Origin of the sequence: Methylobacillus gramineus, assembly GCF_020532675.1 — a bacterium.
GTDB lineage: Bacteria > Pseudomonadota > Gammaproteobacteria > Burkholderiales > Methylophilaceae > Methylobacillus > Methylobacillus gramineus.
This window is the reverse complement of the sequence record NZ_JAJAVE010000001.1, coordinates 835,618-859,945: the sequence shown is the minus strand read 5'-3', so window position 1 is coordinate 859,945 and position 24,328 is coordinate 835,618. Positions and strand designations below refer to the sequence as shown.

The window sequence follows — 24,328 nt, the reverse complement described above, 5'->3', positions numbered from 1 at the left end:
GTAAGCCTCAGATACCCTCGTGGGCAGCTATTGCAGCAGAAATTGCCGCAGCAATCAGTTCCCGGGGGAATTCTGTTGCATAGTTGGCAAGCTCAGGGTGTGCCTCTACAAAGCTTGTATCAAACTTTGCGGCACGGAAATCCGGATGCTTAAGAATTTCCTGATAATAAGGGATGGTGGTTTTTACACCATAGACGACCGTGTCGTTCAGTGCGCGTCGACCACGCTCAACCACGCTTTCCCAGTTCAAGGCCCAAACGGTCAGCTTGGCGCACATGGAATCATAGTAAGGTGGAATGACGTAACCGCTATACATGGCGGCGTCCATACGAACCCCGGGGCCGCCAGGGGAATAGTAACGCGTAATCTTACCGAAACTAGGCAGGAAGTCATTCTTGGGATCTTCTGCATTAATGCGGAATTCCATGGCAAATCCACGATACTGCACCTCGGCCTGCTTGTATTGCAGACGTTGACCATCAGCAACACGAATCTGTTCCTGGACGATATCAATCCCGGTAATAGACTCGGTCACGGTATGTTCGACCTGGAGACGGGTATTCATTTCCATGAAATAGAAGTTATTGTCCGAATCCAGCAGGAATTCGACGGTGCCAGCATTCTTGTAACCAACCGCCTTGGCCGCCTTGACTGCCAGATTGCCTATATATTCACGCTGTGCCTTGCTCAGCTGAGGTGATGGGGCAATCTCAATCAGTTTCTGGTTACGGCGCTGGATGGAGCAGTCGCGCTCAAACAGGTGAATCACATTGCCATGGCTGTCGGCCAGAATTTGTACTTCTATATGGCGTGGGTTAACCACGCATTTTTCGAGAAATACTTCTGGTTTGCCAAATGCCTTGCTGGCTTCGGAAATCACGCGGTCATAATTGCCGAGCAATTCTTTTTCATCGTTACAGCGGCGTATGCCGCGGCCACCACCACCATTGGTTGCTTTCAGCATCACCGGGTAGCCGATCTTGCCAGCCAACTTGCGTGCTTCTTCCAGGTCGGCCAAGTTGCCTTCACTGCCAGGCACGCATGGAATGCCCGCCTTGATCATGGCAGTACGTGCCTGGATTTTATCTCCCATCTGGCGGATGACTTTGGCATCAGGACCTATGAATTTGATGCCTCGACGGGCACAAATTTCTGCCAGCTCTGGATTCTCTGACAGAAATCCATAGCCCGGATGTAGTGCATCACAGCCCGAGGCAACCGCAAGATTGACTATATTGTGTGCATTTAGGTATCCCAATACAGGGTCTGAACCTATGTTGTAAGCTTCATCAGCTTTTTTGACGTGCAATGCATGGCGATCTGCATCCGCATATATTGCCACCGACTTGATGCCCATCTCGGAGCAGGCGCGGACAATACGCACGGCGATTTCGCCACGATTGGCAATTAGAATTTTTTTGATCACGGAGTAAACCTAAACCTGAAAAAATGATGCTGATTTTTGACACGGAAACCCATAAATTATATCATGCGCGCCTTATGACTGCACAAGCAATCAACGTACCCGTTATTAATAGCCTCGAGTTTGCGAGAAAAGCACTCGAGTTTCATGATATACTCCCGCTCTTGCGATTTTCTCGCTTGGGTGAATATCTGGCGTCCTCTGATGGTGCGGTAGATATTGACTTGATCGGCAAGGTCGATGCGCAGGGCAGGCCGACGTTACATCTTAATGTGCGATCGGTATTGACGCTGACGTGTCAGCGTTGCCTGGATTCATTTGAGTATGCGCTTGATCTTGATGTTGATTTTATTATAGTCAGCAACGAGAACGCGATTCAGTCGCCAGATTCAGAAGAGTATGACGACGAGGTGGACTATCTGGTTGCGGAAGCGCAACTACAGATCATAGACCTGGTAGAAGACGAGATATTGCTAGCTTTGCCTCTGGCCCCCAAGCATGAAGAAAGTGTTTGTGGAGGAACGGGCAGGGTTGAATTAAAGAAACCGAGCCCTTTTGCTGTTTTAAAAGGTCTTAAAACTGGCAAAAGCCAAAACGATTAGTTCATTAGGAGTAAATTATGGCCGTTCAACAAAATAAAAAGTCACCATCCAAGCGTGGCATGCATCGTTCACACGATTTTCTGACTAACCCAGCACTGGCTGTTGAGCCTACTACAGGCGAAACTCACCTGCGTCACCACATTAGCCCAAATGGCTACTACCGTGGTCGTAAGGTATTACCAGCCAAGGGTGAGTAATTCCCCTGTTGTTGCAGGCATATGCGCCAGCCTTTATGGCTGGCGCTTTTGTATTTAACGTCCGATTGTGAGCATGGATATAACTGTTGCTATTGACGCGATGGGTGGAGATCATGGTCCTCATGTCACCGTTCCCGCTGCGCTCAACGCTATCAAGCAAGATAGCCAATTAAACATTGTTCTGGTTGGATTGAAGGACGTGATAGAGGCAGAGCTTGCCGCTAACGATGCTTCCGTCAGCCCGCGCCTGCGTATCCATCATGCGAGTGAAGTCGTTTCCATGGATGAATCACCGCAAAGCGCACTCAAGAACAAAAAAGATTCCTCCATGCGTGTTGCCATCAATCTTGTCAAGAGTGGTGAAGCCAACGCCTGTGTCAGTGCCGGTAATACTGGCGCCCTGATGGCCACAGCCAGATTCGTGCTGAAAACCCTGCCAGGGATTGACCGTCCCGCTATTGCCGGCATATTGCCGACCCAGAAGGGCACTACCTATATGCTGGACCTTGGGGCAAATGCAGATTGCACCCCCGAGCAGCTATTACAGTTTGCCATTATGGGGGCCATGCTGGTGTCTTGTGTCGAGCATAAAGAACGTCCCACCGTAGGTCTGTTGAATATCGGATCTGAAGATATCAAGGGTAATGAGGTGGTCAAGCAGGCGGGTGAGTTATTACGTGCCAGTCACCTCAACTTCTACGGTAACGTCGAGGGTAACGATATCTACAAGGGTACGACGGATGTCGTGGTGTGTGATGGTTTTGTCGGTAATGTTGCGCTCAAGACCTCTGAAGGTCTGGCGCAGATGGTTAATCGCTTTCTGACCCAGGAATTCAAGCGTAGCTGGTTAACAAAGTTGATGGCCCTGTTTGCGATGCCAGTGCTGAAGGCTTTCAAGCGCAGGCTGGATCCGCGCCGTTACAATGGTGCCACTTTCCTTGGCTTGCGCGGTGTGGTCGTCAAGAGTCATGGCGGTGCAGACAACCTGGCTTTTCAATACGCCATCTCCGCTGCCTCTGAAGAGTCGCGTAGCGGTGTTTTGGGCCGTATTACCAAGCAACTGGAAATTGAACATCTGAAACCACCGGTGGAGCATGCAACTATTGTGGCTGATAGCGCGACAGCTGACGTGGCAGTGAAAGAAAGCTTATGACCTATTCACGTATCGCTGGTACTGGAAGTTACCTGCCAGAAAAAATCCTGACCAATGCCGATCTGGAGCGCATGGTCGATACTACAGACGAATGGATATTCACGCGTACTGGCATCCGTGAGCGTCATATTGCAGCGGACAATGAATTTACCAGTGATCTTGCATTGCATGCCTCTCAGCATGCATTGCAGGCAGCAGGCATTGCAGCAACTGATCTGGATCTGATTATTGTTGCGACGACAACGCCAGATCGTGTGTTCCCGAGTACAGCCTGTTTGCTGCAGAAAAAACTCGGCAACTCTGGAGCGCCTGCCTTTGATATACAAGCCGTATGCAGTGGCTTTATTTATGCAATTGCTACCGCAGATAATTTTATTCGCAATGGCGCGGCCCGTAATGTCTTGGTAGTTGGTGCCGAAACCATGTCCCGCATCACCGACTGGACCGATCGCGGAAACTGTATTCTCTGGGGGGATGGTGCCGGTGCTGTTGTGCTGCAAGCCAGTGAAGAGCAGGGCATTATTTCTACGCATCTGCATGCCGATGGTAGTTATGCCAAATTGCTCAACGTCCCCAGTGGTGTGTCCGAACGGGATGGCGAGAAAACCATTTATATGGAAGGTAACGCAGTCTTCAAGATTGCGGTGAACACCCTAGATGCAATCGTAGACGAAACCCTGGCGGCCAATGGGATGGAAAAGTCAGATATAGACTGGCTGGTGCCACACCAGGCCAATATTCGTATCTTGCAGTCCACCGCGAAGAAATTGGGTATGGATATGAATCGGGTGGTGGTAACCGTGGATAAACATGGGAACACCTCTGCTGCCTCGGTGCCATTGGCGCTGGATGTTGCGGTGCGCGACGGTCGTATCAAGCGTGGTGAAACCGTATTGATGGAAGCATTTGGTGGTGGGTTCACCTGGGGCTCCGTGCTGCTCAAATATTAATTTCTTTCATAAAGAAGACCTTCTATGAATTTTGCATTCTTCTTTCCCGGTCAGGGATCTCAGTCTGTAGGCATGATGCAGGGGTTTGGTGACCTTGCGGTTATCAAGGATACCTTTGTTGAGGCGTCTGATATTCTTGGCGTCGATTTCTGGCATATGGCCACCGAGCCCAATGAAGTGCTCAATCTGACAACCAATACACAACCTTTGATGCTGGCAGCCGGTGTTGCTACTTGGCGTGCATGGCAGGCTCAAGGGGGGGCAATTCCCACCGTGCTGGCTGGACACAGTCTGGGTGAATATACTGCACTGGTAGCGGCAGGCATTATATCTTATGACGTTGCGTTGCCTTTGGTGCGGTATCGCGCAGAAGTGATGCAGGGCGCTGTGGGTGAGGGTGTTGGTGCAATGGCGGCTGTATTGGGCCTTGATGATGATATGGTGCGCGCGGCCTGTGTCGAAGCGGCGCAGGGCGATGTGCTTGAAGCTGTGAATCTGAACTCTCCCGGACAAGTGGTGATTGCAGGCCATAGGGCTGCAGTTGAACGTGGTATTGAGGTTGCCAAGGCAAAGGGCGCGAAACGCGCCTTGCTGCTGCCGGTCAGCGTGCCATCGCATTGTGCGCTCATGAAGCCAGCTGCCGTTGAGCTGCAAGGGTATTTACGCGATCTTTCCTTTGCTGCAGGCCAAATCCCAGTGCTGCATAATGCCGATGTCGCGGCTTATGATGATGCAGACAAGATCAAGGATGCACTAGTGCGCCAGCTCTACAATCCAGTGCGCTGGGTGGAAACTGTACAGGCAGTTCATGCCTCAGGTGTGACGGCAAGTGCTGAGTGTGGCCCAGGAAAAGTATTGGCTGGCCTGGTGAAGCGCTCAGGTGTTGAGCTATCTTGCCTGGCATTGATCAGCCAGGAAGCGCTGGCGGAAGCGCACGCACAATTTAATAGTTAGGAGAACGTTATGCTTAAGGGCCAAATTGCGCTGGTGACAGGGGCAAGTCGTGGCATTGGTGCTGCAATTGCGCTGGAACTGGCGAAACAGGGCGCTACAGTGATAGGCACCGCGACCACTGAGTCTGGTGCTGCGCAGATTTCACAGGCGCTGGCAGACGTTGGTGGCTTGGGTCTGGCGCTGGACGTGAATGATGCAGCACAGATTCAAGCTGTACTGAAGTCGATTGCTGATCAGTTTGGCGATGTGAGCATCCTGGTCAATAATGCCGGTATTACACGAGATACCTTGCTGATGCGGATGAAGGATGCTGACTGGGATGCGGTGATTTCCACCAATCTGACTTCGGTCTACCGTATGTCTCAGGCAGTGCTCCGCCCGATGATGAAGGCACGTACTGGCAGGATTATTAATATTTCCTCCGTGGTGGGTCACATGGGAAATGCAGGTCAGGCCAATTATGCCGCCGCCAAGGCAGGCATGGCAGGCTTTAGTCGCTCGCTCGCTGCTGAAGTTGGGAGTCGGGGTATTACGGTTAATTGCATTGCTCCTGGCTTTATAGATACCGACATGACCCGTGAATTACCGGATAATGTACGTGAAGAGCTGCTAAAGCGTGTGCCAGTGAACCGCTTTGGTGATGTGGCAGACATTGCGGCAGCTGTGGTGTTTTTGTCTTCTCCATCAGCGGGTTACATTACGGGTGAAACATTACATATTAATGGCGGGATGTACATGGCTTGAGGCCATATACAACTAAGTAATTCTGTTTTTTGAATTCTTCGGGACTTTTGATAGAATAGCCCGAGCTTTTTTAAGCGACCTAAAACTTGAAAGGAATATTTTAGATGTCTGACATCGAACAACGCGTTAAAAAGATCGTATCCGAGCAACTGGGTGCAAATGAGGCTGATGTGAAAAACGAGTCCTCCTTTGTTGACGATCTGGGTGCTGATTCTCTCGACACCGTAGAATTGGTCATGGCGCTGGAAGAAGAATTTGACTGTGAAATTCCTGACGAAGAAGCCGAGAAGATCACGACTGTTCAGCAAGCGATTGACTACGTCAATTCCAACCTGAAGTAAGCTTTCTCTCTTTAAATTCTGTTTTTTTTCTTGGAGTCGCCTTGTCCAAGCGTAGGGTAGTAGTGACTGGCCTCGGCGTAGTGTCACCAGTAGGTATTGGTGTGCAGTCGTCCTGGACCAACCTAGTTGCCGGTCAGTCCGGTATCACCAATATCACCAAATTCGATGCCAGTGCATTTGCTTCGCGCGTTGCGGGCGAAGTCAAAGGCTTCGATGTGTCGCAATATCTTCCTGCCAAGGAAGCGCGCCGTATGGATATTTTTATCCAGTATGGCATGGCTGCGGCGATTGAAGCGGTTAAGGATTCGGGTATTGTCGTGACTGAAGAGAACGCTGAGCGTATTGGCGTTTCTATCGGTTCCGGCATTGGTGGGCTGCAATTGATTGAAGACACGGACGCAATTTATCAAGAGTCCGGTCCGCGCAAGATTTCGCCATTTTTCATACCCGGCACCATTATCAACATGATTTCCGGCAACCTTTCCATCATGTATGGATTCAAGGGGCCGAATGTCGCTATCGTGACTGCCTGTACTACGGGCACGCACTCGATTGGTGATGCAGCACGCATGATTGAATATGGTGATGCCGATATGATGGTGGCTGGCGGGGCAGAAGCTCCAATCACCCAGCTGGCTGTAGGCGGTTTTGCTGCAGCAAGAGCACTCTCCACACGCAATGATGATCCAGCAACTGCCAGCCGCCCTTGGGATGCTGATCGGGATGGCTTCGTCATTGGTGAGGGTGCTGGCGTCATGGTGCTTGAGGAGTATGAGTCTGCCAAGAAGCGCGGCGCCAAGATATATGCAGAGCTGGTAGGCTATGGAATGAGTGCTGATGCCTACCACATGACTGCTCCCAATATGGATGGCCCGCGTCGTTCCATGCGTAATGCATTGAACAATGCTGGACTCAATGTTGATCAGGTTCAGTTCATCAATGCGCACGGTACCTCGACCCCTCTGGGCGATGCCAATGAAACCAATGCCATCAAGGCAGCATTTGGGGATCATGCCAGCAAGTTGGTGGTGAACTCGACCAAGTCTATGACGGGGCATTTGCTGGGTGGTGCTGGTGGTCTGGAATCAGTCTTTACTGTGCTTTCCATTCATAATCAGATTTCACCTCCTACCATCAATATCTTTAATCAGGATCCTGAGTGCGATCTGGATTTCTGCGCCAATGAGGCCAGGGATATGAAGATCGATGTGGGCGTCAAAAACAACTTTGGTTTTGGCGGCACTAACGGGACTCTGGTCTTCCGTAAGATTTAAAATCAGTGCTGAGTGTTGCAGACAACCGGGGCGTGTGTGTTAAACACTTAATGCACGCGCGCTTTATGCACAGTTTTCTTGCACATGACAGTAAGATGTAAGCTTTAATCATTGTTTCTATAGAGGTTTTGTTATCCCATTGATTTTTAATGGGATAATTTTTTGCCTAAAAACTGGGCAATAGCACAAAACTCCAATGCCAGCGGTGATTTAGCCCGCCTTTCCGGAAGACATCCACAAAATTATCCACAGCTTCTGTGGGCTAATGGCTGAGCTTCTGCTTTCTTCGCTCAGGTATATGCTTTACGATGGATAGCTGTGTATTCGCCGTGATGTTTTTATGAGCTTAGCCCCATCATTTCTGATTAATGGACAACCTGGCCAGACGATTTCTCCAATGGATCGTGGGTTTGCCTATGGCGATGGTATTTTTCGCACCATACGGGTGAAGGCCGGTCGGCCTGATGCCTGGGCATTGCATTATGCCAAGCTGCGATCAGATTGTGTCAGGCTGGGGATTGGTTGTCCTGCTGAGTCTATTTTGTTGGCAGAAGTCAGGGAGTTGTTTGCCGATGCCGGGGATGGGGTAGCCAAGATAACGATTACGCGAGGTCAGGGCGAGCGTGGATATATGGTCAACCCTGAACAAGCACCAACCCGCATTGTCATGCGTACTCAGTTACCTGAGTATCCAGCGCGCAATTTTGATCTGGGAATCACCGCGCATTTATGCAGGACACGATTGTCTCATCAGCCACTGCTTGCTGGCGTGAAGCATCTTAATCGCCTGGAGAATGTATTGGCGAGGCAGGAGTGGACTGATCCAGAGATCAGTGAGGGCGTGCTACTGGATGAAAATGGTTGGGTAATAGAAGGGGTCATGAGTAATATTGTGGCCCGTTCCGGTAAAATGCTTGCTACACCTGATCTGAGCCATTGTGGGGTGGCTGGCATCACACGCCAGCGTATTATTGATTCAGCTCCAGAACTAGGCTATGAGCTTAAGATCGGCGAGTTGTCGTTATCGGGGTTGATGGCTGCAGACGAGTTCATCATGTGCAATAGTCTCTATGGTGCGTGGCAGGTGGTGAAATTCAATGGCAGAACCTGGCCAGTGTTGGGGCTAGCAGCCAATTTACGTCAAATTTTGCAGGATTAGCATGCGTTTATTGAGGTTTCTGGTTTTTTTGTTGATGCTAGGTGTCATTGGCTTTTGTGGATGGATGGCCTATTTTGTCTCTACTCCTCTGCAATTTCCTAATGCGACCCAGGAGTTTGAGATTAGGGCCGGTAGCAGCCTGCGCAGTATTTCTCAGCAAATGGTGGATAAAGAGATGCTGCAAGAGCCGTGGAGCTTCATATTGCTGGTGCGTGCCATGCGCATGGCTGGTGGTATCAAGGCTGGCAACTATTTGCTTGAGTCTGGTCAGACCCCTTATCAATTATTCATTACCCTGAGTAATGGCAATGTTACTCAGGACAGCATTACGTTTATCGAGGGCTGGACGTTTGCTCAGATGCGTCAGGCATTGAATAGCCATGAGTCAGTGCGGCATCTGACCATGGCCTATACCGATGAAGAAATCATGCGGAATATCGGCGCAGGCAATGCCTATCCAGAAGGCCTGTTTTTTCCTGATACCTATTATTTCAGTCGCGGCATGAGTGATCAGGATATTCTCAAGCGTGCCTACATCGCGATGCAAAATAGGCTGGAAGCTGCCTGGCAGGAGCGTGGGCAAGGTTTGCCCTATGCGTCGGCATACGAGGTTCTGATTATGGCCTCGATAGTGGAAAAGGAAACCGGGAAAGCCAGTGAACGGCCCCTGATTGCCGGGGTGTTTCTTAACCGATTGCGTATTGGTATGCGCTTGCAGACGGATCCAACGGTGATTTACGGGATGGGCGAGTTGTTTGATGGCAATTTGCGTAAACGCGATCTGATCAAAGACACCCCCTTCAATACATATACCCGTGGCGGTCTGCCACCTACACCGATCGCCATGCCAGGCTTGGCTGCCATACAAGCAGCCCTGCATCCGGCCAAGACCGATGCCATTTACTTTGTCGGTAAAGGCGATGGTAGCCACGAATTTTCCCGCACCTTGGGCGAGCATAATCGCGCTGTGGTGCGCTACCAGTTGAAAGGCAGAAATGCGCGGTAAATTTATCAGTCTCGAGGGGATGGATGGAGCGGGCAAGAGTTCGCATATCGATACGATTATCAGCACCCTGGAACACCGTGAGATTGAGGTTGTGTCGACACGCGAGCCAGGCGGTACAGGGCTAGGTGAAAAATTGCGTGAGCTATTGTTGCACGAGCCCATGCATGCTGAAACTGAAACCTTGTTGATGTTTGCTGCCAGACGAGAACATATTGCACTGGTGATCGAGCCTGCGCTGGAACGCGGTGCCTGGGTCGTCTCTGACCGTTTTACTGATGCTTCGTTTGCCTACCAGTGTGGTGGGCGCGGCGTTGATACTCACAAGATGGGCATACTTGAACAATGGGTGCAGCAAGCGCTGCAGCCTGATCTGACTCTGTTGTTTGATGTGCCGGTAGAGGTCAGTGTTCAACGGCTGGCAGCGGCGCGCAGTCCAGACAAGTTTGAGCGTGAAAGCCATGAGTTTTTTAGCAAAATCCGTCATGCCTATCTTGCACGGGCGGAAGCGTTTCCCAATAGATTCCGCCTGCTAGATGGCAACCGTGCATTGGATCTAGTCAGGGCGGATGTGGTGGAAATCATGAGTACCTTCGCCGAATGATCACCAGTAAGTATCCCTGGCAGTCTTCTGTCTGGCAGCGCTTGGTGCAGTCCAGAGAACGCAGGCATCATGCCTTGCTGCTCAAGGGACGTAATGGCACTGGTAAGCTGGATTTTGCCGTGGCGTTTGCACAGTCCCTGCTGTGCCGCTCTCCTGATCAGGAGGGGATGGCATGCGGACAATGTGTGAGTTGTAGCTGGTTCTTGCAGGAGGGGCATCCTGATTATCGCTTGTTGACGCCAGAACAGGACGTGCCTGCAGAAAACGGAGAGACGGCTGCAAGCAGTAAAAAGCCGATCCGCAAGAGTAGCCAGATTTCAGTTACCCAGGTACGTGAGCTGGCGGGCTTTCTCGAACTGTCTAGCCATCAGACCAATGGGATGCGTGTCATTGTCATCCACCCGGCGGATGCGCTCAACCAGATTGCCGCCAATGCCTTGCTCAAGCTGCTCGAAGAGCCTCCTGCCGATGTGGTATTTATCCTGGTCACTAGTCATCCTCAGCGTTTGTTGCCGACTATCATCAGCCGTTGCCAGCAGGTTGAAATGCCTGCGCCAGAGTTTGACGAGGCGCTGGGGTGGCTGCAGCAGCAAGGTGTGGAAAATGCATCACAGTGGCTTGCCTATCATGGTGGTTCACCCATGGCAGCCAGGCAAGATGCCAGTCAAACGGGGCCACAGCTAGACCAGCTCTTTCATAGTCTGGCGCAAGCTAAAAAGCTGGATCCCTTTATTTCTGCCACTCAATTTGCGGCTTACGGAATGGAGCAGGCGATGACTGCGCTGCAGAAGTGGCTATATGATTTGCTGGCTGTGCGGCTGACTGGTGTGGTGCGATATCACAATCAGCATGTGGCAGCTTTGCAAGCCCTGAGCAAAAGCGTAGACTTGAGCGCATTGCTGGTTTTCCAGCGTCAAGTGGATGAAGCAAGGCGCGCAGCCAACCATCCTTTGAATAATGAATTGCAGCTGGAGCATTTGCTGTTGCAATATACCCGATTATTTTCCTGAGCCCGAACCGTGACCCAACCGGACACTACAGACCAGCAGTTGGCGCCCAAGCCCAGTGTAATGTCGCTTGCGATCAAGGAAAAAGCTGCACTATACGCGGCCTATATGCCTTTTGTTAAAGGCGGAGGCTTGTTTATCCCCACCAATAAATCATTCAAGATCGGCGATGAGGTGTTCATGTTGCTCAGCTTACTGGATGAACCGGATAAGCTTAAAGTGGCAGGGCATGTCATTTGGGTGACTCCTGTCGCACATGGTAACCGGCCGCAAGGAATAGGCATTCAATTGAGCGAGAAGGAAGGTGGTTTGGAAGCTCGCAACAAGATTGAAGGTTTGCTGGCCAATGTGCTTAAATCACAACGCCCCACACATACGATGTAAGTAGTACCCCTCATTATTTCAACGGTTTAAAAGTAACACTATGCTGGTCGATTCCCACTGTCATCTGAATTTCCCTGAACTTGTGAACAATATGCAGGCTTTGCGTCAGTCCATGACGGATCAGCGTGTCGGCCATGCCCTGTGCATTTCTGTGACCTTGCCAGACTTTCCGCAGGTGCTTGCTATTGCAGAAGCGCACGATAATTTTTATGCCTCAGTTGGCGTGCATCCTGATTATGAGGACGAGCCTGCATTTACCGAGGATGAGCTGGTAGCCCTGGCATCGCACCCCAAGGTGATTGCTATTGGCGAAACTGGACTTGATTATTTTCGCCTCACCGGTGATCTGGAGTGGCAGCGCGATCGATTCCGTACGCACATTCGTGCTGCGATCCGCGCGCAAAAGCCATTAATCATACACACTCGCTCTGCGGCAGAAGATACATTGCGTATTATGCGCGAAGAGCATGCAGAGCAGATTGGCGGCGTCATGCATTGTTTTACGGAAAGCCTGGAAGTGGCCTTGCAGGCGATAGAGCTCGGCTTTTATATTTCGTTTTCAGGCATCCTGACCTTCAAGAATGCCTTGTCCTTGAAAGAGGTCGCCAAGGCCTTGCCGCTGGATCGTATTCTGGTGGAAACTGATTCCCCCTACCTGGCTCCTGTCCCGTTCCGTGGCAAGACCAATCAGCCTGCCTATGTGAGATACGTGGCGGAAGAACTGGCCATATTGCGCGGAATTAGTTATCAAGATATTGAACAAGCGACTACCGAGAATTTCTTCCGCTTATTTAAACAGGCGCTCCCGTGCAATTAACCATGCTCGGTGTCGGCTCAAGTGCTGGTACGCCAGTGATTGGCTGCCGTTGTGCCACTTGCATGTCAGACAATCCCCGAAACAAACGCACACGCTGCTCCTCCTTGCTCACGCTGGCCAATGGCAAGAATATCCTGATCGACACTGGCCCCGATCTGCGACAGCAAGCCCTGCGGGAGAGCGTAGATCACATAGATGCGGTGCTCTATACCCACACTCACGCAGATCATTTGCATGGCATAGATGATATGCGGGCTTTCTGCCAGAGGCAACGGCAGCAGATTCCTCTCTATGGCAAGCCTGATGCCATGGCGCATATTGTCAGCAAGTTTGGCTATGCCATCCGTGAGCCCAGTGATTTCTGGGATCTGCCTATATTGAGCGTGAATCCGGTGGTGGATACTTTCAACCTGTTTGATGTTGATGTAGTGCCTATCCCTATCTTGCATGGGCGGCTTGAGATGTATGGGTATCGCATAGGAAAGCTGGCCTATCTGACAGATGCTTCAGCCATTCCAGCTTCATCATTAGACTTATTGCATGATCTGGATGTGTTGCTGCTGGATTGCCTGAGGTATACGCCGCACTATACGCATTTCTGCCTTGAGCAAAGTCTGGAGCAAGCGGCCCTTATTGGTGCAAAGCAGACCTATCTGATTCATATGACGCATGAAATGGAGTACGAGGCAGTGACTAAAATGCTCCCACCGTCAGTACAGGTAGGGTATGATGGCCTCAGGATGGAGATAGCGGGCGCCTAGTCCTGCAACATAATAAGTCTATTTGATCGAGGAATAAGGAGTTGGTAATGGTGTTAAGCAAAAAGTGTTCGTTAGCAGCGGCAGCATTGTTGGCATGTATCATGGTTTCTGCGCCTGTCATGGCTGAACCCAAAAAATCCAGTTATACCGAACAGGAATTTCTGAACAGCTTCGGTAACAAAACGACAGAGGTGGTAGCCAAGGAATTAGGCCAGCCGCTGAAGAAAGAGCAGTCAGTCAAGCCCACCAATGCCTCCAATGTGCTGGGACGCCCCACTGAAAAAGGCGGCAAGCAAGACCAGGTTGAGATGTGGTACTACAAGGATCTGGTGAAATACGACGCCAAGAGAACCTATAAAACCATTGAGCTGACTTTTGTGAATGATCGCTGTGTCAATATCGCATTTTTCAATAACCGATAACGCTGATGCTCAATCTGAAAAGCCGGGATTTCCCGGCTTTTTGCTATCTATTGCCGCCTTAATCAATGATCAGTTGTCAATTTCCAAGCCTGGTACCAGCTAAATTTTCCTACTCGTTTGCAAGCCAAATCAAGCTGGAAGCGATGCCAGGGGCGGCGTGGTCAGATAGCGCTATATTCGCAATCGATTGCACAAACGACAATTAAGCGGGGATAATCGGGTATGAGCCATGCTGAACGATATCATTTTCAATCCATTAGTTTCTCCGGCCTGCAGTCAGGAAAGCGCCTGATCGTACTCGGTGGAGTGCATGGAAATGAGCCTTGTGGCACCCAGGCTATACGCCGGATTGTGAAGCAACTGGAGGATGGTGACATCGCGATCAGCCATGGCACTGTGACTTTTGTCCCGGTCACCAATCCCAAAGCTGCCCACTATTACCGGCGTAGTGGTGATCGCAATCTCAACCGACATTTACAGCCGACAGCAGACCCCGCTGAATTTGAAGACCATGTTGCCAACTGGCTTTGCCCGCTGTTGAGTGCGCATGAGGTATTGCTCGATTTGCATTCCTTTCACACCGATGGCCAGCCTTTTGCCATGCTGGGGCCGAAAAACAACCAGGGTGCCCTGGAGCCCTTCAAATTCGATGCGGAAGAGGAGTCCCTGGCCCGGCGCCTGGGTGTCAATCGCTTTGTGGATGGCTGGCTTGATACGTATGCGATTGGCGTTAAGCGGCGTCTGCAGCAAGCTGTTGAGCAACCGGTAGGAAATTCTTCCAATAGTGATGCCTGCTATGGCATTGGCACCACCGAATATATGCGTAGCCAGGGGGGGTATGGCTTGACCCTGGAATGCGGCCAGCATGAAGACCCTGCTGCTCCCGAGATTGCCTATCAGGCGATTCTAAATACATTGGCTTGGCTTGGATGTATTGATGCGCCTACACCGGATGAGGTACCAGAGCGTGAGACATTGCGCTTGTTTGAAGTGGTGGACCGTATTGATGCAGGCGACCGCTTGGCGAAAAATTGGGCCAGCTTTGATCAGTTGCAGGCTGGTGAGCTGATTGGTACCAGAGCCAATGGGGAACAATTGCTTGCACAAGAGGCTGGATACATCGTGTTCCCTAACCCAAATGCAGAGCCGGGAAATGAATGGTTTTATCTGGCAAAATCGACTTCCAGAGTTTGATATTGATATAATAATCAAAAATTTACAAAGGATACTTAAATGAATTTATCTAAAAAAATCACTATGTCATTATTGGCTTCAAGCCTGCTGCTGCTTTCAAATGGCGTATATGCAGACTGGAAATTGAATAATGAAGCCTCCAGTCTTAACTTCGTTTCCATCAAGAAAAACACGATAGGAGAAGTGCATAGGTTCAAGCAGCTGGCGGGTACGATCAATGCAAAAGGTGAATTCAATACCAGCATCAGTCTTGCCAGCGTAGATACAAAAGTGGCGATTCGTGACGAGCGCATGAATAGCATGCTGTTTGATACGGCCGCTTTTCCCAAGGCAGAAATCAGTGGCAATACAGTTAATCCATTCAAAGCGCCTAATGCCGGTGAGGCAAAAACAGAATCTGTGAAGTTGCAGCTTGCCATCAATGGTAAAAAAATAGAGCTGGAAACCAAGCTGCGCGTGGTGGGTCTTGGCAAGCAAGGGCTACTTGTGACCACAATTGAGCCTTTGCTGCTGGATGCGGCTGCGTTGGGCTATGGCGAAGGCCTAGACAAGTTACGTGATATTGCCCAGCTACCCTCTATCAGTACCGTGGTGCCTGTCACGCTGAATCTGGTGTTTGATCAGCAATAAAGCATACCGCAGGAGATCATCAACCCTGCGTGTTGTTATCACTCATTGCCAGGTCATCAGGCTGCTGTGAGTGAGCATGGGCAATAAAGGAGAGCTTATGCCAAGCAAGGCCAGAACAATAACAAGAAAAGTCAGGAAGATCATCAGCAGCCTGCCATTTATGATGGCGGTGGGATTTTTTGTTTCATACCTACTATTCGGGTATTACGCAGTGAATCCGCTGGCGCAGAAAATCTTGCCCTGGGTTGCTGAAAACAAACTGGCTAGCCGCCTCAATGTAGAGCGCGTGAGCTTTGATCCTTTACGGCTGGCGGTGACGGTGGATAAGCTGCGTCTGACTACGCCTGAAAATTCCAGCCTTGCAGGCTTTGAACAATTACATGCTGATCTTGAACTGAGGGGGTTATTTCGCTTCGCATGGCGCCTTAAGGACATCAAGCTCAGTGCACCTCATGTGACATTTGATGTGGCCCCTGGCGGCATCTCTAATTGGTCTCAACTGATTGCCAAGTTGAATGAAAACTCGGATGAAGAGCCTTCAGAAGGCATGGCGCGGTTACTTATCGACCATATCCTGATTGAGCGTGGCGATGTCGAATACATAGACCGTAATCGCGCCGAAACTTTCCGGGCAGTGCTGGAGCCACTAGGGCTGGAACTGGATGGCTTCTCCACCTTGCCGGAAGATCTGGGAGATTACACCATTCTGGCCAAACTGCCGGAGCAGGGTGGTACCCTGAAATGGAAGGGAGAGCTGGGGCTTAATCCTGTGTTATCGAGCGGAAAAGTGGAGCTGAATGGGCTCAAATTACCCAGCCTGTTAAAAGTGCTGCCGCCTGATGCGTTGCCTGTAAGGCTGGATAGCGGATTGCTCAACACCAGCCTCGATTACCAGTTTGCCATGGTGCAAGATAAGCCTCAGGCTAGCCTGAAAAAAATTAAGCTGATACTGAGTGATCTTGGTGGCACATTGCTGGACTCAAGGGATCAAAAAGGTCATGTTGGCCTGCAGCAGCTACAACTGGATTTACCTGCGCTGGAATTTACCTCACAGCCACAACCTCAAGTGGTTTTTCAGGGTGCTAGCCTAGCGCTCAAGCAGGTTTCATTGGCGCAGGATGGCAAGGCTCTATTGGAGCTGCCGCAACTGAGTGCTACAGATATCGGTTTCGACCTGTTGCAACATCAGTTAAAAGTAGCGGATCTGACACTGGCGCAAGGCAAGATGCATGCGGTACGTACTCAAGATGGTCGGTTTGACTGGCAACATTTACAAGCGGCCGTACAGAACAAGCCTCATTCTAATGAGTCTTCAGTACCAGCATCTGACAACAGCGATCAGCCTTTTAATGTTGAACTTGCCAATATCAATATTCAGGGTTGGCAGGCTGACTATCTGGATCAATCATTCAAACAAGCGCTGGCGCTCAAGGTTCAGGATATTAATCTTGATCTGAATCTGGCCAGCAATGCAGGCAACCTCAGTGTGGGTGGGCTTAACAGCCATATTGGCCCGGTGACCCTGAGCTCCGCTTTGTACAAAGAGCCAGCCGCGGTATTGACCAAACTGGCAGTGCAGGGCGGCAAGATTGATGTTGCCGAGCGCAAGGCAACATTAGATTCGATAGTATTCAGCGGGCTGCAAGCCCAGGTGCTCAAGCGGGATCAGATCCTCAACTGGCAAGCGATGCTGGAGCCTGCTATCAAGGCTGGCAGGATTCAATCTGCGCCAGCGCCTGTGAGCAATCAGGATGCCTCTGCGTGGGAACTTGCACTCAAGCGATTGGCCCTGGAGAATGGTGCCGTCCATATTGAAGACAGCAGTACTCCAACGCCTGTGCGTATGGATATTCAAGGTACCTCTCTGGAGGTTCAGGATGTCACGCTGAATAGCAAGCGTCCCCTGCCATTGCAGTTGGCGTTTCAGGTAAAGCAGGGGGGGCAGTTTGAGGCCAAAGGCACGTTCACACCGGAGCCCATGCAGGCGGACTTCAAGCTTAAACTTGCGGGCCTTTCTCTGCAGCCATTGGCACCTTATGTCAATCAGGCAGCTTTGCTCAAGCTTAATCATGGCGTTGTGAATAGCGCTGGAACACTCAAATTGCATCAGGGCAAAGCCCTTGCTGTAGCTTACAAGGGTGGATTTAGTGTCAACAAGCTGGACATTGTGGAGGAAGAGGGTGGGCAGGCTTTCCTCGGCTGGAATAGCCTTGCCACTGACAATCTGGAGCTGACGCTGTCACCAAACAAGCTGCATATTGGCGAACTGAGGATTGATCAGCCAATCAGCAAGTTTATTATCTATGAAGATCGCAGCCTCAATGTGACACGTATATTGCGCGACCAGAGTGCTCAGGCTTCGACAGTCCCTGAGGCGAAAACCACCAGCAACGCTGGGATTAAACCTGCCGCTAATCGCGCCCGTTCTGTGCCAGCAACTCAGCCCACTGCAGAGCCGGAGTCATTTCCTGTGACAGTGGATCGTATCCGGGTGGATAAAGCCAATCTGGAGTTTGCCGATCTTTCGTTAACACCGCAGTTTGGTACTTATATCAACTCTTTATCTGGTGTGATCAATGGCTTGTCGACCAATCCCAGCACGACTGCCCAAGTGGAGTTGGATGGCAAGGTGGATGATTACGGCTCTGCGCGTATCCGTGGTTCTTTGCAGCCATTCCAGGCAACGGAGTTTACTGATCTCAAGCTCGTATTCCAGAATCTGGAGATGAATCGGCTTACCCCTTATTCAGGTAAGTTTGCCGGGCGGCGCATAGATTCCGGCAAGTTGTCGGTTAACCTCGAATATAAAATCAAGCATCGCCAGTTAGCAGGCGAAAACAAGTTTGTCCTGAATAAATTGAGGCTGGGAGAAAAGGTAGATAGCAAGGACGCAGTCAATCTTCCGCTGGATCTGGCAATAGCCTTACTGGAGGATAGTGATGGTGTGATTGATATGGATCTACCCGTTTCGGGCAGCCTGGATGATCCTGAGTTCAGTTACGGGAAAATCGTCTGGAAGGCGGTTGTCAACGTGCTAGGCAAGATCGTCACCTCACCATTCCGTGCCCTGGGTAATTTGTTAGGCATCAGCTCTGACAAGCTGGAGTCTGTTGTGTTTGATGGTGGTAGTGCAGAGCTTGCCCCACCTGAGCAGGAGAAACTCAAGACCATCGCCCAGGCTCTGACAAAGCGGCCGGCATTGACGCTATCAATAGCACCAGTAGTGGATGACAAGGTGGATGGCGCTGCCTTGCAGGAACAGTTTGTGCGTAACCAGGTTGCGGCAAAAATGGGCCTCAAGCTCATGCCGGGAGAAAGGCCAGGGCCCATAGACCTGAGTAATAAGAAAGTACGTGCTGCGCTGGATAAGCTGGCGAAGGAGCAACTCAAGAGTGAACAGGTGTCTGCAATCCGAGATAGCGTTGCTTCCTCTGAAAAAGATGAAACAGTGCTGTATGCCAAGTTACAGGAGCAGTTGGTCAAAAACACTGTGGTTCAGGAACCCTGGCTCACCGCATTGGCGACAGCGCGTGCAGCATCTGTGAAAGCCTATTTATTGGAAAATGCAGGACTTTCAGCCGATCACTTGAATGTTTCTGCGCCAGTCAAGCAGTCCGGTGATGGCCAAGCGGTTAACATGAAACTGGACTTGGGAACTCAAAAGAATACCGGCTCATGACAACTTGGGCACTTTTGGCGGAAAATAAGGTCAGTTACTAACAGCTATGTAAATAAAGCGGAAGATTGAAGCCCTACTCAACCAAGGATGGAGACAATCATGAAAGTGGATATTTATAAAAGTGTGACCAGCAGCAATAAATACCTATCGGTTCAAGCTGGCTCGGATGTTTCACAACTTAAGGTGAAGGATCCTGATTATGCCAAGCTGATCCGGCAAACCTCCGATGTTGAGGTGACGGGAGATGTCCATCAGCCGGGGTATGATTCCAGTGTGATTATCAAGGATATCAAGCAGCATGGATATCATCTGCATCACGTCAAGCATGTATTCAGTTAACAAATGAGTAAGTAAAAAGAGCGGAACAACCGCTCTTTTTTTATTCTGCTTGCTAGGAATTCTCGGAGTTATAGTTCACCGAAGTCAGGGCCGGGTTCATTATGGGCGAAAAAATGGCCCAGTTTGTCGCGCTTGGTGAGTATGTATTGCAGATTGTCCTGATTCGGCTGAATCACTAGGGGGATACGCTCATTAACCTGCAAACCTGCCTGTTGCAGGCTGGTGACTTTTTCCGGGTTGTTAGTCAGCAGGCGTAGTGAATTCACCCCCAGGTCGCGCAATATGTCTGCCGCCGCGTCATAGCTGCGTTGATCAATCGGTAAGCCTAAGTGCAAATTGGCATCTACCGTGTCCAGCCCCTGATCCTGCAAGGCATAGGCGTGTATCTTGTTGGCCAAACCAATGCCGCGCCCTTCGTGTCCCTTGAGGTAGAGCAGCACACCCTGACCAAGCTCGGCAATCATGCTTTGCGCTAGCACCAGTTGTTCTCCGCAATCACAGCGATTGGAAGAAAAAATATCACCTGTGAGGCATTCCGAGTGTACGCGCACCAGCACATTGTCATTGCTGAGCACCTGTCCAGCCACCAGGGCAACGTGCTCCTGTCCGCTGGACTGATCCTGGTATACATGAATGATGAATTGACCGTATTTCGTAGGCAGGGTGGAGGAGGATATTCTGCTGATCGTGCTCATATAGGATGTTACTGTTGTTCTGAAATGCTTGGCTGTCAGGCGCAAAGAAGCAGATTAAATTAAATCTGCTTACTATGCCAGTTTATTTCAATGCGGTAATGGCGCCCATCTTGATCAGGCGTGCGCGCACTATATTTCGGCTGACACCAAGCAAGCGAGCGGTTTGTACCTGATTGTTATGGCAATAATGGTAGGCGGTCTTGACCACTGTGTCTTCTATATGGTCATAAAGGCCTTCCTGACCGGCTTCAAACAGCAAGTGCAGCGCCTGTTGCAGTGGATCGCCAAAACCCTGGCCTGCCTGTCCTTCCGTGCGCTGTCTATGCAGTTGTATAGAGGATAACTGCAGGTCTTCGCTGCGCAATACATTGCCTTTGCATATCAACAGGGCGTGATGAATCGCATTTTCCAGCTCGCGGATATTGCCGGGCCATGGATGAGATAACAGCTTACGCTTGGCATCTTCATCAATCTGCACCTCGGAATAGCCAAGGCGCCGGCGATACTCACTGACAAAATAATCAGCCAATGGCTGAATATCCCCTGGACGATCACGCAGGGTAGGCAGCTCCAGATGCGCTACGCGCAAACGGTAAAACAGATCCTCACGGAAGTGCCCTGCCAATACGGCTTCTTCGAGACGTACATTAGTGGCAGCTACCAGCCTGACGTCAATTGCGGTGGGCTTGCGCGCCCCCAGCCTGACGACCTCGCGCTCCTGAAGCACCCGTAACAGCTTGACCTGGATACTTAATGGCAGGTCCCCGATTTCATCAAGGAAAATGGTGCCGCCATTGGCGGCCTCAAACCAGCCAGTCTTGGCAGAAAATGCTCCGGTAAAGGCGCCTTTTTCATGACCGAACAGCTCGCTTTCCACCAGTGTTTCAGAAAAAGCGCCGCAATTGACGGCAACAAATGGCTTGCCTTTGCGTTGACTGAGATCATGCACATGACGCGCAATCAGCTCTTTACCGGTACCTGTCTCGCCAATGATAAGGACGTTGGCATCGCTAGGCGCAATTTTTTGAATGCGGGCGAGCAATGCCAGGGATTTTGGATCTTCAAACACCTGGGCAGTTGCCCGGATTGAAGTCGTGAGCGCTTGAGAGTTAGGTAGTGTCAACAGGTTCATTTCTTCCTCTTTCGAGTAAATGCTCTCATATTCGTGACGGGCGATTCCCATGTAATCGTTATCCAATATATTCATGAGTAAAATGATGGTGTTGGGTACTGTTGTTTCAGCGCCCATTCACCAAGCTCCTTGATCTTGTAATCGACGGGATCGTGCAGGGTATGCGTGCGTAAATTACGCCAGTGCCTGTCCAGTCGCAAGCCAGCATGGGTCGCCCTTGATCCGGCAACCTCAAACATGCGGCTGGTAATATCCAGACCTATCCTAGTGGTCAGGATTTTGGCGGATGTGATACTGACCGCTACTTGGCCGCGCTCCTCTTCTGTCAGATGATTCTGTTGTTCCCAGGCGGCATCAAAGCGCGCTGCTGCAATATCCGTCAGCGCTCTTGCGCTTTCCAGGCTGACCCAGAATTCGCCATAGTGAGCGAGTATGTAAGGATCTTCATCGGTTTGCCGACTTCCGGATCTATGCCAGGGCCGTGCTTCATTCAAGGTGTAATGCCTGGCATCTTCAAATGCTCCTTCGGCGATGCCGAGATAGATATTGGTCAGAATCAGTTGTGCCAGCAGTGGCCTCAAGCAGGAAAAAGGTGTGCTCAATGGCCCTGGGTCAGACAGTATGTCATTGTCATCTACTCGCACTTTTTCAAAGTTGACGCTTCCACTATCAGTTTGACGCTGACCTATGTTGTCCCAGTCCTGCAATACCGAAATCCCGATCCGCCCTGTGGGCACTGCTGCAACTACCAGGTTACGGCTGTCTTGATGATAAGCCGAAACAATCAGCATCTCAGAATCTGTGGCTCCAGAGCAAAAACTCTTTTGACCAGAAAACTCATGCCAATGCCCGACCTGGCGGCTGATCGTTCTTTCATCCAGCGGGTTTAATGCATTGCCCCAAAACCAGTTAAGTCGCGCCGTATGTTCAAACCATGGCCGCCATTGATCTGGCCTGGCAAATAAGCGTACCGTCGCCAGCATCAGGTGATGGAAGGCAAACACATGGGCAATCGAGCTATCGGCTTTTGACAGCGCTCTTACCACTTGCAAGGTTTCCTGCCAGTTGGCACCCAATCCACCTTGCTCTTTTGGAATAGACAGCGCTAATAAGCCGCTTGCACGCAATGCATCACGCTCCAGCTTTGGGGTGCCGCCAGTCAAATCACGCTCTGCTGCTGTGGCAGCAAATTCCGCGGCTAGTTTCGCGGCGATTTCTTTTGGGGTGCTCTCCTCAGTCGCAGGGTAGTCGTCTTGTTGTCTAGGTTTTGTAATAGCCAAAAGTTATATTCCTTACTCGCTTATATAATTTATGTAGCAGTTATCGTGCCAGTCATGGTGAAAGATTGCTGCTAGGAAGGCAGATTTTGCATTCGCATGTCAGTGCGTATTGCGCCCAAGCCCGCGCTATCAGGCTTTAGATGGATTGCGTTATCTTGTGGGATGCTGGGCTCTAATCCATCTGCGGCGAAATAAAAGAAAATATCCCGGAAATAGAGTGGCGGATTATTGCTTCCATGGAAGCAGAGCAGCACCTGTGTGCTTGTATATCAGCAATGTACAGACGGTGGTTTTATTAAACCACTAAAAATCATATGGTTATGTAATGGCATGCTCTTTGCTGAACTTAATGCTGAAGCAACATTCAAGCACAAGGAAAGTATGATGGAGATATTCTGGTTTCTACCTACGCATGGAGATAGTCGCTACCTGGGTACCAGCCATGGCGGCAGGGCGGTGACGCATCATTATCTAAAGCAGATTGCACAGGCTGCGGATCAGCTGGGATTTAAAGGCGTGTTGATTCCCACTGGTCGTTCTTGCGAGGATTCCTGGGTTGTGGCTTCATCACTGATTAACTTCACGGAAAAATTGAAGTTTCTTGTGGCGATTCGCCCTGGCATTATTTCGCCTACCGTATCCGCTCGCATGGCCGCAACGCTGGATCGTATTTCTGATGGTCGTCTGTTGATCAATGTCGTCAGTGGTGGCGATCCGGACGAGCAGCATGGAGACGGTAATTTTCTCAGCCATGGTGAGCGATATGCCGAAGCCGATGAGTTCCTCAAGGTATGGCGTGGCGTTGCTGCTGGAGAAGCGGTCAACTTTGAGGGACAATATATCAAGGTCAAGAATGCCAAGACCATGTATCCACCAGTGCAAAAGCCTTATCCGCCCTTGTTTTTTGGCGGTTCATCCGAAGCCGCAGTTGAGCTGGCTGCGCAGCAGATTGATGTTTACCTGACATGGGGTGAGCCCCTGGAAGCCGTGGCTGAGAAAATTGCCGTGGTAAGGGAGCGGGCAAAAGCCTACGGGCGTGAGATCAAGTTTGGCATACGCCTGCATGTGATAGTTAGGGAAACCTCCGAGCAGGCCTGGCAGGCGGCAGATGAGCTGATCTCCCATGTGACGGATGAAACCATTGCTTCTGCCCAGAAGGCATTCTCCCGCTTTGATTCAGAAGGGCAGCGACGTATGTCCGCCCTGCATGGTGGCAGGCGTGATCAGCTGGAGGTGGCGCCTAACCTCTGGGCTGGTGTCGGCCTGGTACGAGGGGGCGCAGGGACTGCATTGGTGGGCAGCCCAGAAGAGGTTGCTGAACGTATCAAGGAATATGCGGCCTTGGGGATTGAGTACTTTATTTTCTCTGGTTATCCACACCTGGAAGAGTCTTATCGGGTGGCAGAGCTATTGTTCCCCTTGTTGCCGATTGAGCTTCAATCCGGCACATCTGCCGTCAAGCCTAACCTGACGGGGCCTTTTGGTGAAATGGTCGCCAATGATATTGTGCCGCCGCCTTCTGCTGGCAAGCTGCAGGCCGTCAAGTAAGTTAATTCAGTGTCATATATATAAGAGGTAATTCAA

At 50.6% G+C, this 24,328-nt stretch carries 25 protein-coding genes; 21 read left to right on the top strand and 4 right to left on the bottom strand.

What is annotated here, in order from left to right:
- Nucleotides 1–7: 7 nt before the first annotated feature.
- Nucleotides 8–1,426, bottom strand: coding sequence for an acetyl-CoA carboxylase biotin carboxylase subunit (locus LG201_RS03970; RefSeq protein ID WP_226770873.1), 1,419 nt, complete (start codon nt 1,424–1,426; stop codon nt 8–10).
- A gap of 23 nt (nt 1,427–1,449) precedes the next feature.
- Here LG201_RS03970 and LG201_RS03965 point away from each other — a divergent pair, with 23 nt between their 5' ends.
- From LG201_RS03965 to LG201_RS03870, 20 genes are all read left to right on the top strand, one after another.
- Nucleotides 1,450–2,025 (top strand): YceD family protein, encoded by a 576-nt coding sequence (locus LG201_RS03965; RefSeq protein WP_226770872.1) that lies wholly within the window; start codon nt 1,450–1,452, stop codon nt 2,023–2,025.
- Nucleotides 2,026–2,042: 17 nt separating this feature from the next.
- A complete protein-coding gene (rpmF, locus tag LG201_RS03960) occupies nt 2,043–2,222 on the top strand; it encodes a 50S ribosomal protein L32 (protein ID WP_226770871.1) in 180 nt (59 codons plus the stop codon).
- 73 nt (nt 2,223–2,295) lie between these two features.
- A complete protein-coding gene (plsX, locus tag LG201_RS03955) occupies nt 2,296–3,375 on the top strand; it encodes a phosphate acyltransferase PlsX (RefSeq protein WP_226770870.1) in 1,080 nt (359 codons plus the stop codon).
- Nucleotides 3,372–4,325 carry a beta-ketoacyl-ACP synthase III gene (locus LG201_RS03950; protein ID WP_226770869.1) on the top strand — a complete coding sequence of 318 codons (954 nt, stop codon included), beginning with the start codon at nt 3,372–3,374 and terminating at the stop codon, nt 4,323–4,325. Before plsX ends, LG201_RS03950 begins: the two co-directional genes overlap by 4 nt.
- Nucleotides 4,326–4,349: 24 nt before the next feature.
- The gene (gene fabD, locus LG201_RS03945; RefSeq protein ID WP_226770868.1) at nt 4,350–5,279 is read left to right on the top strand and encodes an ACP S-malonyltransferase; all 930 of its coding nucleotides are present in this window, start codon (nt 4,350–4,352) and stop codon (nt 5,277–5,279) included.
- Between the two features lie 9 nt (nt 5,280–5,288).
- Nucleotides 5,289–6,023, top strand: a complete 735-nt coding sequence (gene fabG / locus LG201_RS03940; protein WP_226770867.1) for a 3-oxoacyl-ACP reductase FabG — start codon at nt 5,289–5,291, stop codon at nt 6,021–6,023.
- Between the two features lie 104 nt (nt 6,024–6,127).
- Complete coding sequence (gene acpP, locus LG201_RS03935) at nt 6,128–6,364, top strand: acyl carrier protein (RefSeq protein ID WP_226770866.1); 237 nt, start codon at nt 6,128–6,130, stop codon at nt 6,362–6,364.
- Between the two features lie 41 nt (nt 6,365–6,405).
- Nucleotides 6,406–7,638: a beta-ketoacyl-ACP synthase II gene (gene fabF / locus LG201_RS03930; protein WP_226770865.1), complete on the top strand. Its 1,233-nt coding sequence runs from the start codon at nt 6,406–6,408 to the stop codon at nt 7,636–7,638.
- 340 nt (nt 7,639–7,978) lie between these two features.
- A complete protein-coding gene (gene pabC, locus LG201_RS03925; protein ID WP_226770864.1) occupies nt 7,979–8,797 on the top strand; it encodes an aminodeoxychorismate lyase in 819 nt (272 codons plus the stop codon).
- Nucleotide 8,798: 1 nt separating this feature from the next.
- Nucleotides 8,799–9,803 carry an endolytic transglycosylase MltG gene (gene mltG / locus LG201_RS03920; protein WP_226770863.1) on the top strand — a complete coding sequence of 335 codons (1,005 nt, stop codon included), beginning with the start codon at nt 8,799–8,801 and terminating at the stop codon, nt 9,801–9,803.
- On the top strand, nt 9,793–10,404 hold the full coding sequence (gene tmk, locus LG201_RS03915) for a dTMP kinase (RefSeq protein ID WP_226770862.1): 612 nt from the start codon (nt 9,793–9,795) through the stop codon (nt 10,402–10,404). The genes mltG and tmk overlap by 11 nt, the downstream gene beginning before the upstream one ends.
- The gene (holB, locus tag LG201_RS03910; protein ID WP_226770861.1) at nt 10,401–11,414 is read left to right on the top strand and encodes a DNA polymerase III subunit delta'; all 1,014 of its coding nucleotides are present in this window, start codon (nt 10,401–10,403) and stop codon (nt 11,412–11,414) included. The genes tmk and holB overlap by 4 nt, the downstream gene beginning before the upstream one ends.
- 60 nt (nt 11,415–11,474) lie before the next feature.
- Nucleotides 11,475–11,795 (top strand): PilZ domain-containing protein, encoded by a 321-nt coding sequence (locus tag LG201_RS03905; protein WP_226771917.1) that lies wholly within the window; start codon nt 11,475–11,477, stop codon nt 11,793–11,795.
- 40 nt (nt 11,796–11,835) lie between these two features.
- Complete coding sequence (locus LG201_RS03900; protein WP_226770860.1) at nt 11,836–12,612, top strand: TatD family hydrolase; 777 nt, start codon at nt 11,836–11,838, stop codon at nt 12,610–12,612.
- Nucleotides 12,603–13,373, top strand: coding sequence for an MBL fold metallo-hydrolase (locus LG201_RS03895; protein ID WP_226770859.1), 771 nt, complete (start codon nt 12,603–12,605; stop codon nt 13,371–13,373). Before LG201_RS03900 ends, LG201_RS03895 begins: the two co-directional genes overlap by 10 nt.
- A gap of 47 nt (nt 13,374–13,420) precedes the next feature.
- Nucleotides 13,421–13,795, top strand: a complete 375-nt coding sequence (locus LG201_RS03890) for a hypothetical protein (RefSeq protein WP_226770858.1) — start codon at nt 13,421–13,423, stop codon at nt 13,793–13,795.
- 222 nt (nt 13,796–14,017) lie between these two features.
- On the top strand, nt 14,018–14,989 hold the full coding sequence (locus tag LG201_RS03885; protein ID WP_226770857.1) for a M14 family metallopeptidase: 972 nt from the start codon (nt 14,018–14,020) through the stop codon (nt 14,987–14,989).
- A gap of 39 nt (nt 14,990–15,028) precedes the next feature.
- On the top strand, nt 15,029–15,619 hold the full coding sequence (locus LG201_RS03880) for a YceI family protein (protein WP_226770856.1): 591 nt from the start codon (nt 15,029–15,031) through the stop codon (nt 15,617–15,619).
- Nucleotides 15,620–15,716: 97 nt separating this feature from the next.
- Nucleotides 15,717–19,298 (top strand): DUF748 domain-containing protein, encoded by a 3,582-nt coding sequence (locus LG201_RS03875; RefSeq protein ID WP_226770855.1) that lies wholly within the window; start codon nt 15,717–15,719, stop codon nt 19,296–19,298.
- Between the two features lie 99 nt (nt 19,299–19,397).
- Entirely contained in the window at nt 19,398–19,637 is a 240-nt protein-coding gene (locus LG201_RS03870; protein WP_226770854.1) for a hypothetical protein, read from the top strand.
- Between the two features lie 68 nt (nt 19,638–19,705).
- On the opposite strand, the gene ribA is transcribed toward LG201_RS03870, so the two are convergent.
- The 3 genes from ribA to LG201_RS03855 all read right to left on the bottom strand — a co-directional run bounded on the left by ribA (nt 19,706) and on the right by LG201_RS03855 (nt 22,738).
- A complete protein-coding gene (gene ribA / locus LG201_RS03865) occupies nt 19,706–20,332 on the bottom strand; it encodes a GTP cyclohydrolase II (RefSeq protein ID WP_226770853.1) in 627 nt (208 codons plus the stop codon).
- 82 nt (nt 20,333–20,414) lie between these two features.
- Nucleotides 20,415–21,464, bottom strand: a complete 1,050-nt coding sequence (locus LG201_RS03860; protein ID WP_226771916.1) for a sigma-54 interaction domain-containing protein — start codon at nt 21,462–21,464, stop codon at nt 20,415–20,417.
- 71 nt (nt 21,465–21,535) lie between these two features.
- Complete coding sequence (locus LG201_RS03855) at nt 21,536–22,738, bottom strand: acyl-CoA dehydrogenase family protein (protein ID WP_226771915.1); 1,203 nt, start codon at nt 22,736–22,738, stop codon at nt 21,536–21,538.
- Nucleotides 22,739–23,128: 390 nt separating this feature from the next.
- On the opposite strand from LG201_RS03855, the gene ssuD reads away from it, so the two are divergent.
- Nucleotides 23,129–24,292, top strand: coding sequence for an FMNH2-dependent alkanesulfonate monooxygenase (gene ssuD, locus LG201_RS03850; RefSeq protein WP_226771914.1), 1,164 nt, complete (start codon nt 23,129–23,131; stop codon nt 24,290–24,292).
- Nucleotides 24,293–24,328 lie beyond the last annotated feature (36 nt).